This window comes from Methylobacterium sp. WL120 (assembly GCF_008039465.1).
GTDB lineage: Bacteria > Pseudomonadota > Alphaproteobacteria > Rhizobiales > Beijerinckiaceae > Methylobacterium > Methylobacterium cerastii.
The window spans coordinates 1-11,439 of record NZ_VRUT01000152.1; the positions used below are offsets into that span (position 1 = coordinate 1).

The window sequence follows — 11,439 nt, forward strand, 5'->3', positions numbered from 1 at the left end:
CCACGCTCGCCTCGCCGGGGCCGGGGGCGCGGCTCGCGCGAAGGAGCCGGCGGGCGGCCTCGGTGCGGGCCGATTCCGCCTCCGCGGGCGCGATCAGCCCACGTTGGAGGTCGCGCTCGATCTCGGCGAGCTGATCCTCGTAGAACGCCGTCTCGGTGACGGTGCCGGCCGCATCGGGGACGATGGCGACGCGGCGCGACATCGGCCAGAGCAGGGCCAGGACGGCCGCGGCGGTCATGCCCGCCAGAATGAACCAGATCGCCGTCATCACACCTTCGAAGCGGTCCCGGTTCGCCTGACGCGAGACCGCGGCCGCCTCATCCCCTCAGATTGTAAGACGGCCCTCGTCGGGACCGAATGGCCGTCGGCCGGATCGTAGAGACCGGCCGCAGGCGGTACGATGCCCGCTCTCGGCGTCACGGTGTCACGCAAGTTTTTCGCGATGACAAGCTTTTCGCGACGACGAGGGCGCGGACCTTTCCCGAACGTCCGCGATCAGTGCCCGGCCGCGCCCTTGGGCAGGTCGCCCGGCACCTCCAGCACCGCGCGCAAGCCGCCCAACGCCGCCTGCTCGAGGCGGAAGCGGCCGCGATAGAGGGTGGCGAGGTCCGCGACGATCGAGAGGCCGAGGCCGGAGCCGGGCTTCGATTCGTCCATGCGCCGGCCGCGCCCGAGCACCGCCGAGCGCGCCTCCTCCGGCAGGCCGGGGCCGTCGTCTTCGATCGCGACGAGAAGGTGGGGATAATCGTGGGCCTCCACCGCCTCGGCCCGGATCGCGACGCGGCCGGCGGCCCATTTCGAGGCGTTGTCGACGAGGTTGCCGACCATCTCCTCGAAATCCTGGCGCTCGCCGCGGAAGCGCAGGCCCGCCGGCACGTGGACCTCGTAGGCGATGTCCTTGTCGCGGTAGATCTTCCCGAAGGTCCGCACGAGGCCGGCGAGCGCCGGCTCGACGTCGGTCGAGGTCCCCAGCGTGCCGGCGAGCGCGGCCGCGCGCGCCCGGTCGAGGTGGTAGTTCACCTGGTCGCGCATCACCGCCGCCTGCTCGCGGATCTTCTCGGCGAGGTCGGCCGGCGCGTCCGAGGCGCCGACCTCGTTGACGATGATCGACAGCGGCGTCTTGAGCGCGTGGGCGAGGTTGCCGACCTGGGTGCGGGCGCGCTCCAGGATCTCGCGGTTGGTCTCGATCAGGAGGTTCACCTCGCCGGTGAGCGGGGCGATGTCGCGGGGATAGGTCCCGGTGATCCGGTCGGCCTCGCCGCGGCGGATCGCGCCGAGCGCCGCGCGCATCTTCTTCAGCGGCGCCAGGCCGAAGCGGATCTGCAGCAGGGTCGTCAGCGCCAGCGACAAACCGAGCAGGCCGAAGGTCATGAACAGCGAGTTGCGGAAGCGCTCGACGTCGTTGACGATCTCGTCGGCCGGGCCGGCGACGCGCACGGTGTAGCGCCCGTCCTCGCCGAGGTCGACGTCGCGCTCGATGATGCGGAGCAGCCGGTCGTCCTGGGCGCGGCCGTAGCCCTGGCGGATCTGCCCGACTCCCGCCTTGCCGTCGGGATCGGTCGCGGGCTTCAGCGGCACGCCGACGAGGGAGCGCGAGGTGCGCAGGTCCCGCGGCCGGGCGTCGGGCTTGCCGACCTGCCAGTACCAGCCCGAGAGCGGCAGGTCGAAGCGCGGGTCCCCGAGGGTGAAGGCGCGACTCTCGGTGTCGCTCGGGGTGACGAGGTCGGTGGCGAGGTTGTTGGCGAAGACCAGCAGGCGGCTGTCGAACGCCCGCTCGGTGGTCTCGCGGTAGAGCGTCGTCAGGATCCAGGCGGCGAGCAGCAGGATCGCGGAGCTGGCCAGCAGCGCCGAGACCGCCAGGCGCACCGCGATCGAGCGACGCCGGAGGGAGAACAGGCTCAGGACCGCGCGCATCGGGGCGACGCGCGGTTCGGGCGCCGGATGCTCACGATCCTTCGGCTCGGCTCGTGGGGAGGTCGAAGTCATGCCGTGACCACGTTTCGAGGGCGGCGCGCGTACGCCCATTCTACCGGCGATGCGGAAGCCCATCGTCTCGTCGGTCCTCGGGCCGAGCGCAAGGGTCATCCGACGCGAGATCGCGACGCCCGAACCGAGTGAATGCGCAGGCGCGCCCCTGCGCGGCGACCGAGTGTGTCAGGGGTCGCGCCGGCGTCGGCTCAGGCGACCTGCCGGTCGAGGGGGTCGGATGCTGCGTCACCCGTGACCTGAGCCTGGTCCGGGGCGTAGGCGAACCGGAAGGCGTTTCGCCCCTCCGCCTTGGCGCGGTAGAGGGCGCGGTCGGCGGCTCGGTAAAGCGCCTCGCGGTCGAAGCCGTCCTCTCGCGTCAACGCGATCCCGATGCTGACGCCGATCCCGACGGGATGGCCGTCGAGATCGATCGGGAGCGACATCGCCGCGATCAGGCGCTCGGCCAGCCGGGTCGCGTCCTCGCGTCGGCCGGAGCCGGTCTGGATGACGACGAACTCGTCGCCGCCGATCCGGGCCACCGTATCCTCGATGCGCACCACCGAGCGGAGCCGGTCGGCGACATGGCGCAGCAGCTGATCCCCGGCCTGATGGCCCAGCGTGTCGTTGACGGCCTTGAAGCGGTCGAGATCCAGACAGAGGATCGCGAACCCGCCCTCCGCCCGCGACGCGCGCGCAGTCTCCTCGTCGAAGCGTTCGCGGAAGAGGACGCGATTGCCGAGGCCGGTGAGCGCGTCGTGCCGCGCGAGGTGCGCCATCCGCTGCTCGCTCTCCTTGCGAACCGTGATGTCGCGAACGGAAGCGACGTAGCCGTCCGGTCGACTCGTGATCTCGTCGTAGGTCAGGCTGAAGGAGGCCTCGACCCACACCCAGGTCCCATCCTTGCGCCGATATCGCTGCTGCCCCACGGCGTGGGTGACGCGCGCCGCGCCGATGTCGTCGAGGAGGCGCCGATATTCATCCGCATCGTCGGGGTGAACGAAGTCGAGTGGCCGGGTGCCGACCAACGCCTCGGCTTCGTAGCCCAGCAGCAGCTTGGCCGCGGGCGAGACGTAGCGGCGCGTTCCGTCGAGATCGGACCGCACCACCATGTCGGTGGTGTTGTCGGCGAGCAGCCGGTAGCCCGCCTCCCGTTCACGCAAGGCCCGCTCGGCCGCGTGCAGGCGGAGCTGCGCCACCACGACCTGAGCCACGTCCTGCAGCTGCCGGCGCTGTTCGGTGGAGAAGGTCCGCGGCTGGGTGTCGATGGTGCAGAGGGTGCCGGCATGCAGACCCGGCGCCAGAACGAGCGGGGCACCCGCGTAGAAGCGGATATGCGGCTTGCCCGTCACCAGCGGGTTGACGACGAAGCGGTCGTCGCGCGTCGCATCCTCGATCACCATGACGTCGGGGCTGAGGATGGCGTGCGAACAGAACGACACCTCGCGCGAGGTGCCGTCCAGGTCGAGGCCGCATTTGCCCTTGAACCACTGGTCGTTCTCTTCGACGAGCGAGACGAGCGCGATGGGGAGGGAGAACAGGGCCGCCGCGGTGCGGCAGAGCGCGTCGAAATGCGGCTCGGGCGGCATGCCGATCACGTCGAGGCTGCGCAGCGCCGCCAGGCGCGCAGGCTCATTGTGCGGAAGGGGAACCATGGAGATCCTTGCGCGAAGGCTCGGCAACCCTTGGGCCGAACCCGTCGAAGTGATCCGCAGGGTAAATCACCGAACCTTAACGTCGCGTCAGTGCTCGGCGTAGGGTCGTCACGCGATCCACAATGCGTCGGACCACGAAAATTTGATCTCGCTCGCCGAAACTTCGTTTTTCATACTAGAGATACTGCTAACACACCTTAAGGTTGTGAAAGATCCAAAAATCTCTCTCTGAAAGGATCGCGCAGAGCGGGCGCCAAGCGTCACACCCGAGCCGGCGGCTGGCTCGGATCCACCAGGTAGCCGAGGCCGCGCACCGTCTGGATGAGGTCGACCGCGAGCTTCTTGCGCAGCCGCCCGACGAAGACTTCGATGGTGTTCGAATCGCGGTCGAAATCTTGGTCGTAGAGGTGTTCGGTCAGCTCGGCGCGGGAGACGACGCGGCCGGTGTGGTGCATCAGGTAGGACAGCAACCGGTATTCGTGGCTCGTGAGCTTGACCGGGTTGCCGTCGACGAACACCCGGCCCGAGCGCGTGTCGAGGGTGACGGGCCCGCAGGCGATCTGGCTGGTGGCGTGGCCGGCGGCGCGGCGGAGCAGCGCACGCACCCGCGCCATCAGCTCCTCCATGTGGAACGGCTTGGTCACGTAGTCGTCGGCGCCGGCATCGAACCCGTCAACCTTGTCGGACCAGCGGTCGCGCGCCGTGAGGATGATCACCGGGGTCTTGATCCCGGCGCGGCGCCACTTCTGCAGCACGCTGACGCCGTCGGCCTTGGGCAGGCCCATGTCGAGGATGATCGCGTCGTAGGGCTCGCTCTCCCCGAGATAGCCGCCCTCCTCCCCATCGAAGGCCTTGTCGGCGACGTAGCCCGCCTCCTCCAGCGCGCTGACCACCTGCCGGTTGATGTCCCGGTCATCCTCGACCACGAGCAGACGCACGGATCACTCTCCCTCGAGCCACGGCCTTCTCGGCCGGTCAGTACTGGCCCGCCACCTGGCCGGTCTTGGCATCGACCATCACGTGCACGAAGTGGCCGTCCCGACGCAAGGCGGTCAGCATGTAGACGAGGCCGTCGGCGTGGCGGCACAGGCTGGCGCGCTGAATCTCCGCCCGCGCGATCACCGTGCGCGCGGCCTTGATCGCCGCCACCGGCGCGATCACCCGGCGCTCGGAGACCTCCTCGCGCATGTCGGCGGGCGACAGGCACTCCTCGACCCGCGGCTGCGACGCCCCGGGGGCGACGACCGGGGCCGCCTCGCGGGTCTCCTCCGCCAGCGTGCCGAGACCGCCGCCGGCGAGGGCCGCGACGGTCAGGCAGATCGCTGCGAGGGCGAAGGGGTAGCGCATGGATCGGGACTGTCGGCCGAAGGCACTGAATGCGCCCTGAATGCCCCCGGCCCGAGACGTGTCTCGCGGCGCGGTTAGAGCCTCGTGTGCGAGGTGGGTGGATCGGGGGGCGGCGGGTCTCATCGAAAGTCCATCGGGAGCTGCGAAGCGTTACGGCCGAGACCGGCAGCGGTTCCCTCGTGCAGGGTGCGATCCCCCGCGATCACGGCCCGGAAGCGGGCGACAAGATCGCAGCTCGGCGATCGACGTGCCGCACGGAACGACTGTCGAACGTCGAAGGCGTCGGTGATTTATACCTGGCCCCGCCCCACGAAGACGCACGAACCGTCCCGAACGGTGCCGGCAGATCGCAATCGCGCGATCGCGGCCCGGAACCAAAACTTAAGACGAGATATTCTACCCTCAGTTGCATTCAGTGTGCGAATCCACTCCGGTGGCGCACACGCGGCGGGGGCCTCCATGGCGATCGATCCGAACAACCTGTCGAAGACCGCGACCCTGACCTTCGCGGAGGAGTTCGACGACTTCACGCCTTGGAACGGCACGACGGGGCTCGACACGGTCGGGGCGCCACAATGGTCGACGAAGATCCACGCCACCGGGACGATGCCATACAATGACGAGTTGCAATACTACGTCGCCGCGTCGGACGGGGCCGCGGGCGGCACGGCCGGCCTGCCCGACCCGTTCCACGTCTCCGACGGCCTGCTGACGATCACCGCGGCGCCGGCCGCGCCCGGCATCCGGGATGCGATCGAGGGGCAGGCCTACACGTCCGGGATGCTCAACACCGCCCATACGTTCAGCCAGACCTACGGCTACTTCGAGATCCGGGCGCAGCTTCCGGCGGCGCAGGGGATGTGGCCGGCCTTCTGGATGCTGCCGGCGGACGGGAGCTGGCCGCCCGAACTCGACGTGATGGAGATGGTCGGCGGCGCGCCGAACATCCTGCGCAACACCGTCCACAGCCAGGTCTCGGGCGGACACCGGGTCGACGCGACCCATTACCTCGACGAGTCGAACGTCGCGGTGCCGGACATGACGTCCGGCTTCCACACCTACGGCGTCGACTGGGAGCCGGACACGATCACCTGGTACTACGACGGGCAGCCGACCTTCCAGGCGGCGACGCCCGCGGACCTGAACACGCCGATGTACCTGATCGCCAACCTCGCCGTCGGCGGGGCCTGGGCCGGCGACCCCGACGGGACGAATCCGGCGCAGATGACGATCGACTACATCCGGGGCTACGCGAGCGCACCGGACGCGGCGCGCGACGACACGTTCCACTTCCGCGACGCGCGCACGGGGGACGACCTCTACACGACGAGCGCGAGCGAACGGGATTACATCGCGCAGAACCTGCCCTCCTACACCGAGGAGGGCGTGGCCTGGGCGTCGCCGGCGGCGAGTCCCGATACGGTGGACGTGTTCCGCTTCGTCGATACGCGGACGGGGGAGCACTTCTACACCGCGAGCGTGGCGGAGCGCGACCACGTCGCCGCCATGCTGCCGAGCTTCCACGCCGAGGGCGTGGCGTTCCAGGCCTACGCCGACCCGGCGCTCGCCGGGGCCGACGCGCTGACGGTCCAACGCTTCGTTGAAACCGCGACCGGGGCGCATCACTACACCGCCGGGGCCGCCGACACGGCGGCCTTCACGCAGGCGCAGGCCGGCGGCGCCTGGGTCCATGAGGGCGCGGCCTTCACGGTACTCGCGCCGTCTTCGCCCCCGCCGGACCTGTGGTGACACCACCGCAGGTCACCCGGAACGGCGTGACCGCATCCGGCCGGCGCTGCGGGCGGACGGTGCGCCGGAACCCGTTGCAGGCGGCCGAAGGACTCTCGACCGGCATCGCCGGCCCGCAGGGAAAGTCGGCCGGGATCTCGGTCTCGATGGTCCGGGGTCTGCCGTCGCGGTCCCAGGGCGGCGCATCGACGGCGTTGGCAGGCGGCGCCACTTGGTGCCGGTCGGGTCCGACGCTGTGCAGGCAGCGCGCGTCGGGCAGCGTGCATTCGGCGAGGTCGGCGATCACCCGCGCCTGTCGCAGCGCGCCGCCGGGCGCGACCTCCGACGCCAGAAGCACGGACGACCCGACCCGGCCGGGCCGGTGCCGGTCGCCGGCGGCGTAGAAGACGATCGCGCAGAGCCCGAGAAACAGGCCCCCGCCGACCGCGTGGTAGAGCCGGGTGAGCCAGCGGTCGAGGGAGGCGCTCATCGCAGATCTCCCCGGACGAGGCGCCAGAGCTGGCGCACGAGCGGCAGCCGGTCGACCCCGAACTGCGCCAGGGCGAAAGCCGTGACGACGACGACGACCGCCGCGTGCTTCATCCGCCGGTAGAACCGGGCGAGCGCCCGCCGCTCGATCCGTTCGTCGATCAGCTCGTCGAGGGCGGTGAGCCGGTCCGGCGTCTGGCGCCGGATGAAGGTGCGCCACTCGGTGCCGAAGCGGACGACCAGCCGATCCTCCTCGGCCTCGGACGCCGCGCGGCCGGAGTAGGCCCGGCGGATCAGGCTCTCGCCGAGGCCGTCGTCGGGCGGCGGCAGCACCCGCCCGACGCCCTCGCCGATCGCGTCGAGGGCCGCCCGGCGGCAGGCGGGGTCGCGCGCCTCCGGGCTCTGCGATGTCGCGTCCATGCCGCCTCCCGCGGGTGTCAGCGTGTCGGTCCGTCACCCGCGGCTGGGCACTCTCGCTAGCGCGCCGCGAGGCCGACGGCGGCCAAAGCCGGCGCGAGGGTGTTGGCGGCGGTCGAGCCTTGCTCCAGCGCGAGGCGGCGAAACACCTTCTCGGCGATGCCGGGCAGGCCGCCGGCGGCCTTCACGACGAAGCCCGGCGCCTGGTCGGACGCGCGCTGGACGGCGGCCGCGATCACGGCCGAGCCCACCGGCACGGTGAGCACCTGCCCCTTGGCGGCCCCGGATACCGCGTTCAGCGCATAGTCCGTGACCCGCCGGACCATGCCCTCGACCACGGATTTCGACAGCACGTAGCTCAGGAGCGGCGCGAACCGGGCGATCAGGCCGGTCGCCAGGGCGACGAGGAGCGGCATCAGCACCGCCTGCGCCGTGGTGGCGAAGGCGACGACCCACTCGCCCCACGGCAGGACGACGGCGGGGGCCGCCGCGGCGAGGGCGGGCGACGCGACGAGGCAGGTCGCGAGGCAGGCGGTAAGCGAGACACGGGCGCGCGGGGGCGCCGCAGGGAAGCGGGTCATGGTTTCAAGTCCTCTGGCTGGGGATGCGCGGTGGAGCCCGGCCGGCACGGGAACTCGGATCAGGCTCGGCCGGCGGCCGGCGTCGCGGCGAGCCAGGCGCGGATCGCGTCGCGGAGCCGAGCGAGCCGGGCGGGACGTGGTGCGGTCGGGACCAGGACCGGGGTCGCGACGCGCGGGTCCGCCACCGCCGCGAGGGGGGCCGCGATCCGAATTCGCGCCGCGGCGTCGGTCGGGCGCGGCAGGGCGGCGGCGTAGGGGGTGACGAACTGCTCGGCCTCGGCGCGGCGGCGCCCGAGGATCGCCGCGGGCCTGGCCCACATCAGCATCGCCTCGGCGCCGCCGGCCGCGTCCCCGGCGTTGATCCGCCGCAAGGCGGTCGAGCCGGAGAAGGCCGACGGCCCGATGTTGTAGCAGAGCGAGACCAGGGCATCGAAGGCGTGCGGCCCGACCGGCGCCGTCAGCCCGCTCCGGACCGCGGCGACGTAGGCCGCGACGTCGCGCGCGAAGATCGCGTCGCACTCGGCGGCGGTGATCGCGAGGCCCGGCACGACCTGCGGCGGCCCGGCGGCGGAGGTGTGGCCGACGCCGATCGTCCAGACCCCGACGGAATCGCGGTAGGCCCGGAGGCGCCGGCCCTCGCGCGCGATGAGGCACGCCTCGCCGATGGGGGAGAGGTTCATGGCAGTCTCCGAGAGGGAAAAGGTCGATCGACGCGGCGGGTGCTCGGGTCTCACCCGAGCTGGTGGGCGCCGAAGAACGAGTCGGCCGCCGCGACGTAGCCGTCGGCACCGGTGAAGCGGGCCCAGACCTCGACGCCGTCGCCCGCCGCGAGCTTCAGGGTCGAGGCGAGCGACAGGGCGGTGATCCCGTCCACCAGCGCGCCGGTGGCGGCGGCGCGCCCGCGCCCGGCGGCCGCGCCGTTCCGGTAGAACTGGACCTCGAAGGCGGTCGGCGCGCTGGCCCCGTTGCGCTTGTAGGTGAGCATCGCCGAGACCCGGTAGAGCCCGGCCTCGGGGGCGGTGAAGCGGTTCGTCCCGGCGGCGAAGGCGCCCTGGTCGTTGCTGTCGGCGACGTTGAACTGCACCTTGGTCCAGGCGCCGGCCGGAACGTAGTTGTCGAAGCTGGTGCCGGCGGCGGCCTTCGCGAAGTTGCTGATCCGCGCCCAGCCCGCGCCGGTGTACCATTTGAGCGCGGTGGCGGTGCTGCTGGCGTAGAGCTGCCCGAGGGCGAGACCGGCCGCGGGGTCCGCCGCCAGCGGCGCGAGCCGCACCGCGCCGTTGGCCTCGACGGCCAGAACCTCGGCGCTGGCCGCGGTGCCGGCGGGCGTCGTGCGCAGGCTGATCCGCGTCGGCTGCGACGCGTCCGACCAGGCATCCGTGGCGAGGAAGGCGAGCTGCGCCCGGGGCGTCGCCGCGTAGCCCGTCGCGCCGTAGCCGAAGGCCGAGACCTGGCCGATCATGGAACCCGACTGCAGGGCGACGGGTGCGGCGGCGTTCCCCGCCGCGGCCCGGAAGGCGAGATGCCCCGAGGCGCCGGCGCCGAAGCCGTCGAGGACGAGCCGCGGCGGCGTCCCGTCCGCGCCGGAGACCCGCAGCACCGTCTGGGGCGGCGCGTCGGGCAGCGCACCGGCGTTGGCGCTGACCTCGAGCGGGCCGGCGACCCGCCCCAGCGCGAGCCGGCCGGTGGCGGCGGAGACCGCGAGCGGGGTCGTGAAGCGCGCGCCGTCCGGGCTGACCTTCAGGGCGAAGTCGTCGGCGCCGAAGGTGCCGAACAGCGCGCGCGTCGAGAACCCGGTCTGGAACGCCAGCCCGGCGTCGCGCGCCGCCGCCTGCTTGTTGAGGGTGAGCCGCACGCTGCCCGAGCCGGGCGTGACGTCGTCCCAGGAGAACAGCGCGGCCTCGGACTTCACCGCGAGGCGGTTCACGGCGTCGGCCGCGGTGCCGATTCCGAGGCGGGCGAGGTTCTGGAGGGTCGTGAAGGAAGCCCGCAGGCTCGTCCAGGCGCCGCCCGCGAAGGTGTAGAGGTCGGCCTCGTCAGCGACGTAGGCGAGCCAGCCCGGCCGGGGCGCGAGCCCGATCCAGACCCCGTCGCGGAAGCAGGCGACCTGACCCGACAGGGCCGCCCAGGCCCCGGTGGGCGCTGCCGCGACGACGAGGTAGCGGTCGCCCTCGGCCGGGGCGGCGGGCGGCGCCACGAGGTCCTTGTCGAGGCAGGCGAGCTGCACGAGCGCATCGAGCTGCACCAGGGCCTCGTTGTGGGTGACGTGCTTCTGCGCCTGGTTGGCCGCGATCAGCGGCAGCGCGAGGTTTTGCGTGGCGTCCGACATCGGCGAGCTCTCTCCAGCAGTTCTTCCAGGGCGTCTTGCGAACGAGGCTGCCGAGGTTCCCCGGCGTCAGGCCCGGCCGACCGGCAGGCGCGCGCGGGCTGCCGCGCCTGGCCCGAACGCCGCCCCGACCTGCGCGACGGCCACGTCGAGCAGCGCCTGCGGCCCCCCGAAATCCGCGGCCTCGTCGGCGTAGAGCAGGCTCGGCCCGGAGGCGGTCAGCGTGCGCAGCCCGCGTCCGTCGGGGGCGAAGACCGTGACCGCGTAGGCCTCCACCGCCTCGTCGAGGGGGATGTCGGCGGCCTCCCAGCCGTCGGCGTCGCGGCGGGCCCGGCGGATCCACGAGAGGCGCACGCCGCCGGGCTCGCGCCGGGCGCGCAGGTGGACCGGGCGCAGGGGCGCCAGCGCCGACAGGCCGGCCGCGGCGAAGACCTCGACGAAGGACGGGTCGCCCGGATCGCGGGCGGCCGGGCCGATCCGGTAGCGGAACCGGCGGCCGGCCACGTCGAGGCGGTCGACCAACGGGACCACCGCGCCGTCGTCGAGCCGGACGATCAGGCTGCCGGCCGGAGCCGGGCGCGTCGCCGCCGCCTCGCTGCCGGCGAGCCCCCGCAGCAGCCCGCCGAGGCGGAAGGTCTCCTGGCCGGTGAGCACGGCGTCCTGCGCCGCGATCATCTCCACGGTGCCGTCCGGCGCGATCACCGCGAACAGGTTGCCACCGGAAAGCATCGCGGCCAGGCCGACGCTACCCAGCGCGCCGGCGTTGCGGAGGGTCGCATCGAGGCGCACCGCCCGGTCGAGGCGCCAGAGCGGCCCGGGGGGCAGCGGCGTCAGGGTGCGGCCGAGGCAGGCCGGGTAGTCCACGCTGCCGTGAAGCGCCAGCGGCGCGCCCTCCCCGTCCGAGCGCCAGACGGCCAGCGCGCCGGGCCAGGGC

General features: G+C 72.5%; 11 protein-coding genes and 1 pseudogene. 1 reads left to right on the forward strand and 11 read right to left on the reverse strand.

The window, feature by feature from the left end; all coding sequences use genetic code 11:
* The 5 genes from ccmI to FV229_RS21715 form a co-directional block, all read right to left on the reverse strand.
* Nucleotides 1-268: c-type cytochrome biogenesis protein CcmI (ccmI, locus tag FV229_RS21695; protein ID WP_147753950.1), on the reverse strand; the 268-nt coding region annotated here is incomplete at its 3' end.
* Nucleotides 269-495: 227 nt separating this feature from the next.
* Complete coding sequence (locus FV229_RS21700; protein WP_147753951.1) at nucleotides 496-1,914, reverse strand: sensor histidine kinase; 1,419 nt, start codon at nucleotides 1,912-1,914, stop codon at nucleotides 496-498.
* 263 nt (nucleotides 1,915-2,177) lie between these two features.
* Nucleotides 2,178-3,620, reverse strand: coding sequence for a sensor domain-containing diguanylate cyclase (locus FV229_RS21705; protein WP_147753952.1), 1,443 nt, complete (start codon nucleotides 3,618-3,620; stop codon nucleotides 2,178-2,180).
* Between the two features lie 260 nt (nucleotides 3,621-3,880).
* Entirely contained in the window at nucleotides 3,881-4,558 is a 678-nt protein-coding gene (locus FV229_RS21710) for a response regulator transcription factor (RefSeq protein WP_147753953.1), read from the reverse strand.
* A 37-nt stretch (nucleotides 4,559-4,595) separates the two neighbouring features.
* Complete coding sequence (locus FV229_RS21715) at nucleotides 4,596-4,967, reverse strand: hypothetical protein (RefSeq protein WP_147753954.1); 372 nt, start codon at nucleotides 4,965-4,967, stop codon at nucleotides 4,596-4,598.
* A 459-nt stretch (nucleotides 4,968-5,426) separates the two neighbouring features.
* On the opposite strand from FV229_RS21715, the gene FV229_RS21720 reads away from it, so the two are divergent.
* Complete coding sequence (locus tag FV229_RS21720) at nucleotides 5,427-6,716, forward strand: family 16 glycosylhydrolase (RefSeq protein ID WP_147753955.1); 1,290 nt, start codon at nucleotides 5,427-5,429, stop codon at nucleotides 6,714-6,716.
* Here the strand turns inward: FV229_RS21720 and FV229_RS21725 are convergent.
* The 6 genes and pseudogenes from FV229_RS21725 to FV229_RS21750 form a co-directional block, all read right to left on the reverse strand.
* Nucleotides 6,673-7,185, reverse strand: coding sequence for a hypothetical protein (locus FV229_RS21725; protein ID WP_147753956.1), 513 nt, complete (start codon nucleotides 7,183-7,185; stop codon nucleotides 6,673-6,675). The genes FV229_RS21720 and FV229_RS21725 overlap by 44 nt on opposite strands.
* Complete coding sequence (locus tag FV229_RS21730; RefSeq protein ID WP_147753957.1) at nucleotides 7,182-7,604, reverse strand: hypothetical protein; 423 nt, start codon at nucleotides 7,602-7,604, stop codon at nucleotides 7,182-7,184. Before FV229_RS21730 ends, FV229_RS21725 begins: the two co-directional genes overlap by 4 nt.
* A 56-nt stretch (nucleotides 7,605-7,660) precedes the next feature.
* Nucleotides 7,661-8,182, reverse strand: a complete 522-nt coding sequence (locus FV229_RS21735) for a hypothetical protein (RefSeq protein ID WP_147753958.1) — start codon at nucleotides 8,180-8,182, stop codon at nucleotides 7,661-7,663.
* Nucleotides 8,183-8,241: 59 nt separating this feature from the next.
* A complete protein-coding gene (locus tag FV229_RS21740) occupies nucleotides 8,242-8,862 on the reverse strand; it encodes a lysozyme (protein ID WP_147753959.1) in 621 nt (206 codons plus the stop codon).
* 50 nt (nucleotides 8,863-8,912) lie between these two features.
* Nucleotides 8,913-10,508 (reverse strand): DUF2793 domain-containing protein, encoded by a 1,596-nt coding sequence (locus tag FV229_RS21745; RefSeq protein WP_147753960.1) that lies wholly within the window; start codon nucleotides 10,506-10,508, stop codon nucleotides 8,913-8,915.
* A 66-nt stretch (nucleotides 10,509-10,574) separates the two neighbouring features.
* Nucleotides 10,575-11,439, reverse strand: a pseudogene (locus FV229_RS21750) (hypothetical protein); the annotation flags it as partial.